Source organism: Aquimarina sp. AU119, from assembly GCF_900312735.1.
Lineage (GTDB): Bacteria > Bacteroidota > Bacteroidia > Flavobacteriales > Flavobacteriaceae > Aquimarina > Aquimarina algiphila.
In genome coordinates this window covers 174,683-190,202 of record NZ_OMPF01000003.1, presented here as the reverse complement: position 1 = coordinate 190,202, position 15,520 = coordinate 174,683, and the positions used below count along the sequence as shown (strand labels likewise).

The window sequence follows — 15,520 nt, the reverse complement described above, 5'->3', positions numbered from 1 at the left end:
TAAGATACTCAACTGTGAAAAAAATAATATTTACTGTATTCTCTATCTGTATTCTATTCTCTTGCTCAAATGATGATGAATCGACAACTACAGAATTTGATGCTAAGCAATACCCTCAAAAATGGCAATTAATCGAAATGACTGGAAGCATTGCCAATGTTCCTCCAACTAGAGGAAATGATATGGAATGGCAAGAATACTATATATTACAATCCAACAAAACGTTTATTAAATCAAGAGAGGTTAATTCGGAAATAACTGAAGCAACAGGTACTTATAAATTTATAACACTATCAGATGGTACTTATATCGAATTATTATATCCTTCGAATAATGTCCTCATAGGAAATTGTACAGCAGAACACAAAGAACTAATTAGAGTTAATACAAACAACAAATTAACAGGAACCTGGGCAGCCTGTGATGGTCCAGGTTTGTTTTATCAAAGAATTGAATAAGGCTAATTATTATATTTAAACTTGATGTCCCTATTTTAGGGACATTTTTGTACATACAAATCTGTACCCTATGCCTTCCCTCCCATTTTATTATAAACTTATGGTATATCCTGTGAAAAATAGATAATTCTTCATAAATGTTGTAAAAAACAAAACAAAATAACGACATAGTACATAAGCATATTATAGAATAACTCTCAAAATTTCATCTATGATCGATACTTTTTTAAAACATGCTTTATATATAATGCTCTCTGTTTTTTGTATGCATGTAAGTTCACAAGAAAAAACATCTCCAAAAAATCAAAGTATAGAATTAGGGAAAGTAAGCTGGTATAGAGATTATGACACTGCAATAGCATTAGCAAAAAAACAAAAAAAAGAAGTTCTTATATTATTTCAGGAAGTTCCGGGGTGCTCTACCTGTAGAAACTATGGACATAATGTTCTAAGTCATCCTTTAATGGTTGAGGCCATAGAAGATTTATTCATTCCTTTGGCAATTTATAATAATAAAGGAGGCAAAGATGCACAAATTCTAAAACGATATAATGAACCAAGTTGGAATAACCCTGTAGTAAGAATTGTTAATACAAAAGGTGAAAATATAGTAAAAAGAGTAGCACGTAATTATTCTGCAATTGCACTTTATAATGCTATGGAAAATGTATTAAAAAGTCAAAAAAAACATATTCCAGAATATATGAAGTTATTGGGATCAGAACTTGCCTCATCGCAAAATAATAATATTAAAGAAAAATACTATAAAATGTATTGTTTCTGGACCGGAGAGAAACATTTAGGTAATGCCAAAGGTGTATTAACTACAGAACCAGGGTTTATTGGTCATAATGAAGTTGTAAAAGTAAAATACGACGAACAATTAATAAACAAGAATGAACTAAATGCGTATGCTAAGCAAGTAGATTTTTATCCAATTCTTAATGATGGATCTTATCATATTGCTTCAAAAGATCGTCAATACTATTTACAACATACAGATTATAAATATTTACCTTTAACCGAATTGCAGAAAACAAAAATTAATAGTGCCTTAGGAAGTAAGAAATCACCTAAAAAATATTTGAGCCCTAAACAAATAATCTGGCTCAATCAAATCAATAATACGAATACAAAAAAAGAAGTATTGTATAATAAAGATTTCGCATCTGCCTGGGATAGAAAAAACAACAAATGATTCTATCATGTTAGGGAATAAAAGGTTTTCTATGGTAATATAACAAATAGCTATTATCTCTTTAAATATCCTTAAGTATTTAAACCATGATTTAAGATATTTTTATACTTCTTCATCCCCTCTATATACGATAAACTTTATTATTTTTAGCTTAGATAATACAACAAAACACTAATCATCATGATTAAGAAAATAATATTAGTTCTTTTTGTGACCTTTTTTAATTTTAACTCGTTTGCAACTCCAACTAAAATAATGGTACGAGCTAAAGCCAAGGATGCCAAGTTTATTGGTAATTCTATAGGAGGTGCTTATATCATTATACGTAATCAACGTACTGGCGAGATTCTTTCTCAAGGCAAGACCAAAGGAGGAACTGGAGATACTAGCCTTATCATGAAAACACCAAGAGAAAGAAATATCAATATTACAGATGATAAAACTTCTGGTTTTTTGGCTGAATTAGATATATCAGAACCTGTTTTTGTAAGTATAGAAGTATTTGCTCCTATAAATAAAAAACAAGCTACGGTATCAGGATCAACTACACTATGGATAATCCCAGGAAAAGATATATTAGGTGATGGTATTATTATTGAAATCCCGGGTTTTGTAATCGATATTTTAACCCCCAGAACACATCAGTTTATTTCGCTAAAATCCATTGAAGAAAAAAGTATTAGTATACAATCCAACATTGTAATGATGTGTGGTTGTACGATTAGCGATGGTGGGCTTTGGGATGCAAATCAAATAGAAGTAAAAGGAATATTAAAAAAAGATGGTACTAAAATACAGGAGATTCCTCTTAAAGTAAGTTCTCCAAATCTCTTCGAAGGCTCTATAAATGTTGATTCTACAGGGAATTATGAACTTATTGTATATGCATATCACCCAAAGACCGGAAATACCGGAGTTGACAAAGTTAATTATATTATAACTCCCTAATATATTCCTATGGATAAACCAGAACTATATTTTAAAAACGATAAAGAGTGGCGTGCCTGGCTCCATGAAAACCATAATCAATCTCAAGGGGTATACTTAATTCTTTATAAAGTAGAAAGTAAACAACCCAGCATGCGTTGGGAAGAAGCAGTCAGAGTTGCTTTATGTTATGGTTGGATTGATTCTACCGTTAAAAGGTTAGATGATCAACGTCGTAGACAATATTTCTGTCCGCGTAAGCCTAAAAGTATTTGGAGTAAAGTCAATAAGACTCATATTATAGATTTAATTAAAAACAATTTAATGCATGAAAGTGGATTAATGAGTATAGACACTGCAAAAAAAAATGGTTCATGGATTGCTCTGGATGATGTCGAAGACGGTATTATTCCTAAAGATCTAAAACATGCATTTGTTCAAAATCCAAAAGCCTTCAAGAATTATCAAAACTTTGCAAAAGGATATCGCAAAAGTTATCTCTATTGGCTCTATAACGCAAAACGTCAAGAGACCCGTGATAAGCGAATTGTAGAGATTATTAAATTTTGTGAAGCTAATATAAAATCAAGAGGGAATTGGTGATATCCTTTAAAACATTAATCGTTTTATGTTATCCATATATCCTCGACTAACCCGCACTACTTCATCATTTTGCATTACGACATCGTAGCTCTTGGTATATTTATTTAACTCTTTTACTTTATTTAAATTAATAATTGAAGAACGGTGCACCCGGATTAAAATCGCGTTATCTAATTTTTCTTCTAATGCAGAAATGCCAAAATTACTTAGATATACCCCTGTATCTGTTATTAATTTAGAGTAATCTCCATAGGCCTCAATACGTATAATATCTTCTACAGCTATAGTAATTAACTTACTTTGAGACTGTACAAGTATTCGCTCGGGGTATTTTGGTTGATCCATTAATAAGCTTTCTGCCAAAGGCCTAATCTTATTTTCACCTGTATATGAATTTAAACGTTCTATTGCTACCTTAAACCTTTCCTTGGTATATGGCTTTAATAAATAATCGATTGCATGTACATCAAAGGCTTGCAATGCATATTTGTCATATGCAGTAGAAAAAATAATCTGAGGAATTTCATCAATATGAGTGAGTACATCAAATCCAGTCATTCCCGGCATTTGTACATCCATAAATACAAGATCTGGCTTAAACTCATTAATCATTTTAACCGCATCAACTCCATTATTAGCTTCTCCTAACAAGATCAACTCTGGGAAATCAGCTAGATATTCTTTGATGAGTTTCCTTGCTGCAGCTTCATCATCTATAATGATTACCTTCTTCATTTTATATAGTAAAATTAATTTTTAGTCCTTGTGGTGTATTATCACTTAACTTAAGCGTAGAATTATACATTTTTTCCAAACGCATTCTGGTATTAGTTAGTCCAATACCTTTTCCGTATACTTTTCCTTTGTCTTTAATACCAATACCAGTATCCCCAATCTCAAAATGAAGTTTATCTTCTTTTTTGAATATTGAAATAGATATTTCACCTCCTTCTATCAGAGAAGCAAGACCATGTTTAATAGAATTTTCAACCAGTGGTTGTAATAGCATAGGTGGTATTTTTTCTTCCATCACATTTTCTGCCACGTCAATCTTTATTTGAAGACGTTCTTCGAAACGTTCTTTTTCTAGTGTCAAATATTTTTTTACAAAATCTAATTCCTCCCTTAGAGGAACCTTTTCAACTTGAGAGGCTTGTAACTGATACCTAAACAAATCTGATAATTCTGCTATCAAATGTCTAGTCTTTTCATTTTCAGGAGGTACAGAAGCACTAATTGTGTTAAATATATTATACAAGAAATGTGGATTTAATTGAGCCTTTAATGCTGATAATTCACTTTTTAAGGCTGCAGCACGTAATTCACCTTCTAATTCTATTTTTTTTTGATTATCAATATGATACTGGTACGAATGAAATATTCCAAACTGAAGTATATAAAAAAGCGCAGGAATATAGAAATCCCATGTTCGTCCTGCTCCATCCAAATAGAAAAATCCAAATATATCACTTATGGAATAGTACAATTGCTGCCATACAATGATAAAAGACGGTAATAACACAATATGCAATAATAGCTTACTTTTCATCGACCAATTCTTTAAAACCCTAAAAAGAAGCCACCAAATAGGAATAGTAATAATAAGTTTCAGTAGATAATCTAAACCACCATCATCGATAAAATTAATAAGGTCGAATAAAGAATCCTCCTCTTTATTATACCCTTCTCTATTCGCCCATATCGCTAAGTGATACGCAAATGCAAAAAACACATAAATTGCAACAAAGGCGATAAGTTCTACCGTTCTGATGCCAAAAACTTTTCTTTCTAAAAATGGTTTTCTCATAATTATGTATTATCGTATACAAAACTAAAACTAATACATTTCTCCTTTACATATATTTCGACGAATTGTCTTATATCCAGACGAGTTGTCTTTTCCCATTTAACGGGACAATAGTCAACTCATCGGTTTCTACATGACTAGTATTGTTTCATTTTTCAAATTTGTCGAAACAAAAAAATAATCAATCATGTACGGAAAAAGTAATAAATTTATTCTAATTATTGTTCTTGTGTTCTTATCGATGAACATAAGTAAAGCACAAAATACAATTAAAGGTATTGTTCTGGATGAGCAATCAAAACCTGTTGATGCTGCCACAATATCTCTTATTCGATCTTCAAACAAAGAATTCATTACGGGAGTAATTACCAATAACAATGGAGAATTCAATATTGAAGACATTAAAGATGGAACTTATCAGGGTATTATTTCAAGTCTTGGTTTTACAGACTACACTACCGCTCTGATTACAATACAAGGCAAAGATGTAGATTTAGGAAGAATTAGTCTTGTTATAAAAACAGAAAGCCTCGATGAAGTTACTGTGGTTGCAGAAAAACCAATCGTACAAGTCATGGCAGATAAGACTGTTTTTAATGTACAAAATACATTAAGTGCCAGCGGAACATCTGGTTATGAGCTTTTGCGTAAGGCCCCTGGTGTTATTGTAGATAATAATGATAATCTTATTGTAGAAGGAAAAACCGGAGTTTTAATATATATAGACGACAAACCTTCTGTACTTAGAGGAGAGGATCTCACGAACTATTTAAAAACCATTCAATCCAGTGATGTAGAAGCTATAGAGATTATTACACAACCATCATCAAAATATGAAGCCGAAGGAAATGCAGGTATCATCAATATTAAATTAAAAAGAGATAAAACTCTCGGTACAAATGGTTCTCTAAGTGCAGGTATTACCTATGGTGACTTTGCTCGATATACCAGTTCTGTTTCTTTTAACACCAGGAATAAGAAATCAAACTTCTTCGGAACCTATAGTAATCGTTTTGGAAAGAGTTTTAGTTTTATTGATCTGTTTAGAACACAAAACAATACTATTTTTGATGCCAAATCAGAAACTGTAAATGATAATAACAGTAATAATCTAAAACTAGGATATGATTACTTTGCTAATAAAAAATCTACTTTTGGTATTATTCTTACCGGAAATTTTAACAATGTAATATCAGATACTGATTCCAGAACACCAATTATTCGTCAAGGTAATAGTAACCCCGAGCAAGTTTTAATTGCAGGTAGTGATTCTGATACACAAACCAGTAACCTATACGCCAATGCAAACTACCGTTATAGCGATACCCTGGGATATAGTATGAATATCGATTTGGATTATGGACAATATAATAATGATCGAACAAACTTACAGCCTAATCAATATTTTAACGGAGATGAAACCGAATTACAAAGCGAAACAACCAATTTTTTTAGTACTCCGATAGACATTACTATTTTTACTTCAAAAGCAGATTATGAACAAAATTTTCTTAAAGGAAAATTAGGACTTGGTATTAAATATTCTAATATAAATACTGAAAACGGGTTTGATTTTTTTGATAGAATAAGTGGTCAGGATATTATTAATCTTGATCAAAGTAATGATTTTACATATGATGAAGAGATATATGCTGCCTATTTTAATTACAATCGTAAATTCAAAAAAATTAATTTACAATTTGGTCTACGTGTAGAACAAACAAAATCCGACGGGCAGTTATTTAGCCGTCAGGATACAGGCGATGATAGGGTTAAAAGAGATTATACTGATTTTTTTCCTAGTGGTGGTATTACTTACCAAATGAATCAAAAAAATTCTATTGCATTAACCTATAGCCGAAGAATACAACGTCCTAATTATCAAAACCTAAATCCTTTCGAATTTAAACTTAATGAATTATCGTTTAGAAAAGGAAACCCGTTTTTACAACCTCAATATACAGATAATATAAAATTATCACATACACACAATTATAGATTAACAACTGCTATAAGTTATAGTTTTGTAGGAGATTATTTTGCACAAGTAACAGAAGCACAGGGTGAAGATCAAAATTTTATAATCACCAGAAATGTAGCAGACCAAAAAATTATTAACCTTAGTATATCTTATCCTACCAAAATTAATAACTGGTGGAGTGTATACTATAGTCTTAATGCATATAGAAGTATTTTTGAAGCCACTAATCAAGATTTTGTTTCTGTATCTCAAAATACCTTAAGTCTATATGGTCAAAATACTTTTTCATTGCCAAAAGGTTATAAAATGGAAATCTCTGGATGGTTTAATTCTCCATCTATCTGGGGAGGGACTTACCAAATTAAAAGTTTAGGCTCCTTAAATCTAGCCTTCCAAAAACGTTTTTTCTCTGATAAATTGACTGCCCGTTTAGCATTTAATGATATTTTATACACCTCTCCCTGGCATGGAGATACACGATTTGGAGATCTATCAATACGAGGTAATGGAGGATGGGATAGTAGACAGGTTCGTTTTAATTTGACGTATAACTTTGGAAGTAAAGAAGTAAAAAAATCCAGAAAGCGTAAAACCGGAATTGAAGATGAAAAAAATAGGATTTAGGATTCCTTTAGTAACTAAAATTGCATTAACAACACTTTAAGATATTTTATGTGATAAATCCTTATTTTCGGATTACATAAACTACAAATCATGCACAAACACATTATCTCTTTCTTGATATTAGGATTATTAATTGTAACAACTACTCAAGCTCAGAAAGACAAAAAAGATAAAAAAGAAGAAGAAAAATGGGATGTTTCTAATCCCAAAGGAGAATTTAATTATAAAGACCACAAATTTAATACTGATGAAGGTACCTGGATGAATCTAGATGTAAGTCCAGATGGAAAAACCATTATTTTTGACCTTTTAGGGGATATTTATAGTATCCCCTTTTCTGGAGGAAAAGCAAAAGTATTACGTACAGGAATTCCTTTTGAAGTACAACCGCGTTTTAGTCCAGATGGAAAGAAAATTTCCTTTACCAGTGACGCAGGAGGCGGTGATAATATATGGGTGATGAACCGAGATGGTAGTAATGCAAAACAAATTACTAAAGAAAGTTTTAGATTATTAAACAATGCTACCTGGATGCCTGATGGTAATTATCTTATTGCAAGAAAACATTTTACTTCTCAACGGTCATTAGGTGCTGGAGAAATGTGGCAATATCATATCACAGGTGGTTCTGGAATACAGCTTACCAAAAGAAAAAATGACCAACAAGACGTCAATGAACCCAATATCACTCCTGATGGTAAATATATGTATTACAGTGAAGATATGTATCCCGGTGGATTCTTTCAATATAACAAAGATGCCAACAAACAAATCTATGCTATTAAAAGATACGATTTCGAAACTGGGAAAACCATAACAGTTACAGGAGGGCCAGGAGGAGCAGCGAGACCACAAGTATCTCGAGATGGAAAGAAATTAGCATTTATAAAAAGAGTACGAACAAAAACTGTATTGTACATTCATAACCTGGAAACAGGAGAAGAATGGCCTATTTATGACAAACTTAATAAAGATCAACAACAAGCCTGGGCAATTTTTGGCACCTATCCTAATTTTAGCTGGACACCTGATAATAAAAACATTGTTTTCTGGTCGGGAGGAAAAATTAATAAAATTAATATTGAGACTCAGGAAATAGCTAATATTCCATTTTCAGTAGATGCCAATATTAAGATTGCAGAGACATTACATTTTAATGCTCCGGTATCTCCAGATGAATTTACTGCAAAGGTAATTCGTAATGTAGTAACTTCTCCCGATGGCAAAACACTGGTATTTAGTGCTCTTGGGCAATTATGGAGTAAACATTTACCCAAAGGCAAACCTCAACGGCTTACAACTCAGTCTGGTGATTTTGAATTCGAACCTAGCTTTTCTACTGATGGACAACATATCGTTTATGTCACCTGGAATGATGAGAATTTAGGCGGAATAAGTAAAATTCCATTGTCGGGAGGAACACCTACTAAGCTTACGACAAAAAAAGGGATTTATAGAACCCCTGTATTTAATTCTACCAATAGTTTGATCACTTTTAGGAAAGAAAATGGAAATAGTGATCAAGGATTGAGTTTTACAAAAAACACAGGGATATATACTATGTCTTCTTCTGGAGGTATTGCAAAGTTAATAACAGATGAAGGTGAATATCCTATGTTTTCTGCTAATGGAAAAAGGGTTTTTTATCAAACTGGAGGTACATATTTTGGAAGTCTTACAAAGGAACTAAAATCTGTGGATTTAAACGGAAAGGATAAAAAAACACATGTCAAATCCAAATATGCAAATCGATTAGTACCTAGTCCGGATAACAAATGGATAGCATTTACGAATTTACATAAAGCTTTTGTAGCTCCTTTGGTGATCAATGGAAAAGAAGTAGATCTCGATAATAAATCTAAATCTGTACCCGTATCTCAGATTACTAAAGATGCAGGTGTAAATCTTCATTGGTCAAAGGATAGTAAAAAAGTATTCTGGACATTAGGTGATGAATATTTTTCTAATGATATCAAAGATCGTTTTACATTCTTACCTGATTCTCCTGAAAAAGTTGGTGATATTACGGATAATGGGATCAAAATTGATTTAAAAGTAAAAACCGATGTACCACAAGGTCGAACTGCATTTACTAATGCCAGAATAATTACAATGGAAGGCGATCAGGTCATAGAAAATGGTACAATCATTATAAGAAATAACCGTATTGAAAAAATAGGTGACGTTTCTGAAATATCTGTTCCTGGAGATGCAAAAGTATATGATGTAAAAGGCAAAACGATTATGCCTGGTATTGTAGATGCTCATGCTCATGTTGGAGGATTTAGATACGGATTAACAACCCAGAAGCACTGGCAATTATATGCGAACCTTGCTTTTGGAGTAACCACATCTCATGACCCTTCTGCCAATACAGAATCAATATTTACCATGTCTGAAATGATACGAAATGGTCAAATGGTAGGTCCTCGCCTCTACTCTACCGGAATTATTTTATATGGTGCAGATGGAGATTTTAAAGCTGTCGTAAATTCATTAGAAGATGCACGATCTTCAATCCGTAGAACCAAGGCGTTTGGAGCCAAATCTGTAAAAAGCTATAATCAACCTCGAAGAGATCAACGTCAGCAGGTAATACAAGCAGCCAGAGAACTTCAAATCAATGTTGTTCCAGAAGGAGGTTCTACTTTTTATCATAATATGAGTATGATTATGGATGGACATACCGGAATAGAACATAATATTCCTGTAGCACCTGTATATAAAGATGTAAATGAATTGTGGAAAAGAAGTAAGACAGGATATACTCCAACATTAATTGTAAACTATGGAGGTATGAATGGAGAATATTACTTCTATCAAAAAGATAATGTTTGGGAAAATGAAAAATTACTTAAATATACCCCCAGAGCTATTGTTGACGCACGTGCTAGACACAGAACTATGGTACCAGATGAAGAATATGAAAACGGACATATTCTTGTTTCAAAAACCTGTAAGGCTTTAAGTGATGAAGGAGTAAAGGTTAACTTGGGAGCACATGGGCAATTACAAGGTCTTGGAGCACATTGGGAATTATGGATGCTTCAACAAGGAGGGATGACAAACTTAGAAGCTTTAAGAGCAGCAACCTTAAATGGTGCACAATATATAGGAGCTGGAAACGATATTGGTTCCCTTAAAGAAGGAAAGTTAGCAGATTTAATTGTATTGGATAAAAACCCTTTAGAAAGTATTAGAAATACTGAAACGGTAAAATATACCATGGTCAATGGTAGGTTATTTGATACGGATACCATGAATGAAATAGGAAATACTACCAAAAACAGAAGTAAATTCTGGTGGGAGAATGCGAACTATAGTCAAGCTTTTCCTTGGCATAAAGAATCTCAAAGTTTTATGCGCCCAGGATGTGGTTGTCATATCGGACATAATTAAAAAACACTATACCTATGCAACTTGCTCAAGTAAACATTGCAGAAATGCTAGCTCCAATAAATGATCCTATCATGGAAGATTTTGTAAATAATCTAGACCGTATAAATGCATTGGCAGAACAAAGCAAAGGTTTTGTCTGGAGGCTTAAAGGAGACGAAGGTAATGCCACTGCAATTACAGTATTTGATAATCTTTTTTTAATCATTAATATGTCTGTTTGGGAGAATGCAGAAACATTATTTGATTTTGTTTATAACACAGCACATTCAGAGATCTTAAAACGTAAAAAAGAATGGTTTCATAAAATGCCTCGTATGCATATGGCATTCTGGTATATCGAAGAAGGTCACCAACCTTCCCCCGAAGAAGCCAAAGAGAGATTATATCATTTACAGGAACATGGTGAAACACCCTATGCCTTCTCTTTCAAAAGTAAATTTACAAGCGAAGAGGCACTCCGCTTTAAAAAATTGTAAAACACAAAAAAATGAAAAATTCACTTTTCATACTTCTAACTTTGCTTATGGTATCATGTGCTCAGCCACAAAAGCAAGTAAGTAAAACCGCCATTCTAATTACAGATGCAAATATTATTGATGTTGTCAAGGGTACTGTTCTAGAAAGGCAACATATAGTAATTGACTCTGGAAAAATTAAAAGAATTTCTGATACCATTGAAAATCCAGAAGGGTATCTTACCAAAATTAACGCTACGGGAAAATATCTTATCCCGGGGCTAGCAGAAATGCATGCTCATATTCCTCAGCCAACATCATCATCTAAAGAACGTATTGAAGAAGTTCTTTTCTTGTATCTTTCTAATGGAATTACAACCATACGAGGCATGTTGGGACATCCTTATCATTTAGAATTAAGAGAAAAAGCCAAAGCAAGCAACATACAAAGTCCAAGAATTTTTACATCAAGCCCATCTCTTAATGGTAACTCCATTAAAACTAAAGAAGAAGCTATAAACAAAATAACGGCATATCAAAAAGAAGGGTATGATTTCTTAAAAATACATCCAGGAATTACATTAGAAGTATTTGATCAACTTGTAAAGACTGCAAACGAAGTAGGCATTCCATTTTCTGGACATGTCCCTGTCGATGTAGGAATACGACATGCTATAGAGAGTAAATACGCTTCAATTGATCATATCGATGGTTTTCTAGAAGGCTTAGTCCCAGATTCAGAAAATGTAAATCCTGAAGATAATGGATTTTTTGGGTATAACTTCACACCTTTAGCAGATGAATCAAAAATAGATGAATTAGTTCAATTCGCTAACAATAATAATATTTGGATTGTTCCCACGCAAAGTTTATTCGAAAGGTGGTTTGCCCCTATTTCTGCAGAAGAATTACTACAAGATCCTGAAATGAAATATATGCCAGCATCTACATTACAAAACTGGAAACAAAGAAAAGCTCAGTACACCGAGGATAATCCTAATTTTAATGAAGCGCAATGGCAACAATTTAATACCATAAGAAGAAAACTACTTAAAAAGCTTAGTGGTGGAAATAGAATCCTATTGGGTTCTGATGCTCCTCAATTATTTAATGTTCCAGGGTTTTCTATTCATCATGAAATAAATGGAATGGCAGAGGCCGGGTTAACACCATTAGAGATATTACAATCAGGAACTATCAATCCAGCTCGTTTTTTTGATCAGGAAGATACCTTTGGGCAAATTAAGGAAGGATTAGAAGCCGATATCGTATTACTGGATTCTAATCCGTTAGAAAACAGTAAAGCCTTAATGCAAGTTTTTGGTGTAATACTGCAAGGGAAATTAATCACAAAAGAGATGATTGATGAAAAACTTCAGGAAATTGCTCAAAATGCTAGTAAAAATTAGGGATAACCATTATTATACTTCAAAATGAAAACCATATTTTCTTTATTATCAATTGTATTTGTTTTTTCAATTTCTGCAGAAGCTCAGCATATAAAAACTCCTATTGATACAACCATAGTCACTTCACATAGCACCACAATAAAAGGAAAAACAATTCCTTATACCGCAACTGTTGGTTTTCAGCCTGTATGGGATGAAGCCGGAATGCCAATTGCATCTCTGTGCTATACCTATTATAAAAAATCAGATGTCAAAAATGATGAAAACCGACCATTATTGATATCATTCAATGGAGGCCCTGGTTCTGCTTCAGTTTGGATGCATATCGCATATACCGGTCCACGTATTCTTAAAATTGATAATGAAGGATTCCCTATACAACCATACGGTATTAAATCTAATCCAAATTCTGTACTAGATGTTGCAGATATTGTATTTATAAATCCTGTAAATACAGGATATTCTAGAATGACCCCAGGTGAGGATGGAAAAATGCCTGATAAAAAATTGTTTTTCGGAGTAAATGAAGATGTAAAATATCTTGCAGATTGGATCAATACCTTTGTTACTCGAAATAATCGTTGGAGATCTCCAAAATATCTTATAGGAGAGAGCTATGGAACCACAAGGGTTTCTGGTTTGGCTCTAGAACTTCAAAATCGTCAATGGATGTATCTTAACGGAGTGATATTGGTCTCTCCCACCGAAATTGGTTTCAAATTTGCTGGCCCAGTAGAAGTGGCGAATCGCCTTCCTTATTTTGCTGCCGCTGCATGGTATCATAAAATGCTTCCTTCAGAACTTCAAAGCAAAGATTTATTAGAGGTTTTACCAGAAGTCGAACAATATACAATCAATGAGTTATTACCATCAATCATAAAAAGTGGATATCTTGATACTTCTAAAAAAGAAGAAGTGATTGCTAAGATGTCCTACTATTCTGGTCTTTCCAAAAAAACAATTCGTCAACATAATCTAGAAGTACCAAAATCTTATTTTTGGAAAGATCTTTTGCGCGACAAGGAAGGATATACGATTGGTAGGTTAGATTCTCGTTATAAAGGAATGGATATCAAAGAAGCCGGAGAGAACCCAGACTACAATAGTGAATTGACCTCATGGCTTCATGCATTTACTCCAGCTATAAACTATTACTACAGCCAGGAACTAAAATTTAAAACAGATTTAAAATACAATATGTTTGGCCCGGTTAGACCCTGGGACAGAAGTAAAGGTAATCTTACCGGAGAAAATTTACGAAAAGCAATGGCAATGAATGCCAATCTTCATACCATGATACAATCTGGTTATTATGATGGAGCAACCACTTATTTTAATGCTAAATATGTTATGTGGCAATTAAACGCTAACGGAAAACTTACCAATCGTCTTAGTTTTAAAGGATACCGTAGCGGACATATGATGTATCTACGTAATGAGGATCTAATTCAGGCTAATGAGGACATTAGAGCATTTATAACCAAATCATCATCTAACATTAGTAAAGGATCAAAATACTAACTTATGAGTGCTATAAAAAAAATCAAACCTTTAGGCTTTCCCTGGGAAACCAGTGACCCTTTTTTATTTTGTGCATATCATGAAGATCAATATCCCAAGGGAAATGGACAATTAGGCCCCGATGCTTCACTTGAAGGAAGGAACATTGGTCAAGATTTCACTCCAAAAGATGGATGGCGTATGTATCATGGTACTAAAATACCAGGTTTTCCCGCACATCCTCACAGAGGTTTTGAGACTGTTACTATTGTGCAAAAAGGATTAGTAGATCACTCTGATTCCTTAGGAGCTGCAGGACGTTTTGGAAATGGCGATGTACAATGGATGACAGCAGGTAAAGGTGTACAACATTCTGAAATGTTTCCATTATTAAATACAAAAGAAGAAAATCCATTTCTATTATTTCAAATTTGGCTTAATCTTCCCAGAAGTAAAAAAATGGTGACGCCTCATTTTAAAATGTTGTGGAATGAGGAAATTCCAAAAATTAATGTAATAGATGAGCACAAAAATAATACTGAGATTACATTAATCGCAGGGAGTCTAAATAATAAAACCGCTCCAGAACCTGCACCAGAATCCTGGGCGGCAGATCCTCAAAACGAAGTAGCCATATGGACTATAAAAATGGCCCCTAACGCAATCTACACTTTTCCAAAAGCTTCTAGTGGGCTTAACAGGTCATTATATTTCTTTAAAGGAAAAGAAATTATCACAGAAGAATATACTATACCTGTTCATCATGAAATCATTTTAGAATCTGATCAGGAAATAACTATTAAAAATACCGCTTCAGAGGGACACTTATTAATGTTACAAGGGAAACCTATTAATGAGCCTGTAGTAAAACATGGGCCATTTGTTATGAATAGTCAAATAGAAATTAGAGAAGCTATCCAAGAATATCAACAAACTGAATTTGGAGGCTGGCCTTGGTCTGGTTATGATCATGTACATTCGCCGTCAAAAGGTAGGTTTGCATTGTACCCTGATGGCACCGAAATAAATAAATAATCAACTTAAATTTTTTAAAATATTATCATTATACTATCTTTAACAAGATCACTATCATTGTTTTATAAGATTGTATTTAAATGTCTAATAAGAAAATATTTCTTATCCCCCTTGTCTTTTTACT

12 protein-coding genes are annotated in these 15,520 nt (G+C 33.1%); 10 read left to right on the top strand and 2 right to left on the bottom strand.

Annotation, left to right across the window (positions count from 1 at the left end; genetic code table 11):
- Positions 1 to 14: 14 nt before the first annotated feature.
- The 4 genes from DK442_RS04340 to DK442_RS04325 all read left to right on the top strand — a co-directional run bounded on the left by DK442_RS04340 (position 15) and on the right by DK442_RS04325 (position 3,186).
- Positions 15 to 458: a hypothetical protein gene (locus DK442_RS04340; RefSeq protein WP_109434631.1), complete on the top strand. Its 444-nt coding sequence runs from the start codon at positions 15 to 17 to the stop codon at positions 456 to 458.
- Between the two features lie 211 nt (positions 459 to 669).
- Complete coding sequence (locus DK442_RS04335) at positions 670 to 1,656, top strand: VPGUxxT family thioredoxin-like (seleno)protein, type 2 (protein WP_109434630.1); 987 nt, start codon at positions 670 to 672, stop codon at positions 1,654 to 1,656.
- Between the two features lie 180 nt (positions 1,657 to 1,836).
- Entirely contained in the window at positions 1,837 to 2,604 is a 768-nt protein-coding gene (locus tag DK442_RS04330; protein WP_109434629.1) for a hypothetical protein, read from the top strand.
- A 9-nt stretch (positions 2,605 to 2,613) separates the two neighbouring features.
- Positions 2,614 to 3,186 (top strand): YdeI family protein, encoded by a 573-nt coding sequence (locus tag DK442_RS04325; RefSeq protein WP_109434628.1) that lies wholly within the window; start codon positions 2,614 to 2,616, stop codon positions 3,184 to 3,186.
- Between the two features lie 6 nt (positions 3,187 to 3,192).
- Here the strand turns inward: DK442_RS04325 and DK442_RS04320 are convergent, their stop codons facing one another.
- Complete coding sequence (locus DK442_RS04320; RefSeq protein ID WP_109434627.1) at positions 3,193 to 3,921, bottom strand: LytTR family DNA-binding domain-containing protein; 729 nt, start codon at positions 3,919 to 3,921, stop codon at positions 3,193 to 3,195.
- A gap of 1 nt (position 3,922) precedes the next feature.
- Positions 3,923 to 4,993, bottom strand: coding sequence for a sensor histidine kinase (locus DK442_RS04315; RefSeq protein ID WP_109434626.1), 1,071 nt, complete (start codon positions 4,991 to 4,993; stop codon positions 3,923 to 3,925).
- Positions 4,994 to 5,180: 187 nt separating this feature from the next.
- Between DK442_RS04315 and DK442_RS04310 the strand changes: the two genes are divergently transcribed.
- The 6 genes from DK442_RS04310 (at position 5,181) to DK442_RS04285 (ending at position 15,396) form a co-directional block, all read left to right on the top strand.
- Positions 5,181 to 7,598, top strand: a complete 2,418-nt coding sequence (locus DK442_RS04310; RefSeq protein ID WP_109434625.1) for a TonB-dependent receptor domain-containing protein — start codon at positions 5,181 to 5,183, stop codon at positions 7,596 to 7,598.
- A 90-nt stretch (positions 7,599 to 7,688) separates the two neighbouring features.
- On the top strand, positions 7,689 to 10,997 hold the full coding sequence (locus DK442_RS04305) for an amidohydrolase family protein (protein WP_109434624.1): 3,309 nt from the start codon (positions 7,689 to 7,691) through the stop codon (positions 10,995 to 10,997).
- A gap of 14 nt (positions 10,998 to 11,011) precedes the next feature.
- Entirely contained in the window at positions 11,012 to 11,473 is a 462-nt protein-coding gene (locus DK442_RS04300) for a DUF3291 domain-containing protein (protein ID WP_109434623.1), read from the top strand.
- 11 nt (positions 11,474 to 11,484) lie between these two features.
- The gene (locus tag DK442_RS04295) at positions 11,485 to 12,861 is read left to right on the top strand and encodes an amidohydrolase family protein (protein WP_109434622.1); all 1,377 of its coding nucleotides are present in this window, start codon (positions 11,485 to 11,487) and stop codon (positions 12,859 to 12,861) included.
- A 24-nt stretch (positions 12,862 to 12,885) separates the two neighbouring features.
- Positions 12,886 to 14,382, top strand: coding sequence for a S10 family peptidase (locus tag DK442_RS04290; RefSeq protein WP_109434621.1), 1,497 nt, complete (start codon positions 12,886 to 12,888; stop codon positions 14,380 to 14,382).
- Positions 14,383 to 14,385: 3 nt separating this feature from the next.
- Entirely contained in the window at positions 14,386 to 15,396 is a 1,011-nt protein-coding gene (locus DK442_RS04285) for a pirin family protein (RefSeq protein WP_109434620.1), read from the top strand.
- Positions 15,397 to 15,520 lie beyond the last annotated feature (124 nt).

Bases quoted from the DNA above. Each gene is read 5' to 3' on its own strand.
- DK442_RS04335 (WP_109434630.1), top strand. From the start codon at position 670: ATGATCGATACTTTTTTAAAACATGCTTTATATATAATGCTCTCTGTT.
- DK442_RS04330 (WP_109434629.1), top strand. From the start codon at position 1,837: ATGATTAAGAAAATAATATTAGTTCTTTTTGTGACCTTTTTTAATTTT.
- DK442_RS04325 (WP_109434628.1), top strand. From the start codon at position 2,614: ATGGATAAACCAGAACTATATTTTAAAAACGATAAAGAGTGGCGTGCC.
- DK442_RS04320 (WP_109434627.1), bottom strand. From the start codon at position 3,921: ATGAAGAAGGTAATCATTATAGATGATGAAGCTGCAGCAAGGAAACTC.
- DK442_RS04315 (WP_109434626.1), bottom strand. From the start codon at position 4,993: ATGAGAAAACCATTTTTAGAAAGAAAAGTTTTTGGCATCAGAACGGTA.
- DK442_RS04310 (WP_109434625.1), top strand. From the start codon at position 5,181: ATGTACGGAAAAAGTAATAAATTTATTCTAATTATTGTTCTTGTGTTC.
- DK442_RS04305 (WP_109434624.1), top strand. From the start codon at position 7,689: ATGCACAAACACATTATCTCTTTCTTGATATTAGGATTATTAATTGTA.
- DK442_RS04300 (WP_109434623.1), top strand. From the start codon at position 11,012: ATGCAACTTGCTCAAGTAAACATTGCAGAAATGCTAGCTCCAATAAAT.
- DK442_RS04295 (WP_109434622.1), top strand. From the start codon at position 11,485: ATGAAAAATTCACTTTTCATACTTCTAACTTTGCTTATGGTATCATGT.
- DK442_RS04290 (WP_109434621.1), top strand. From the start codon at position 12,886: ATGAAAACCATATTTTCTTTATTATCAATTGTATTTGTTTTTTCAATT.
- DK442_RS04285 (WP_109434620.1), top strand. From the start codon at position 14,386: ATGAGTGCTATAAAAAAAATCAAACCTTTAGGCTTTCCCTGGGAAACC.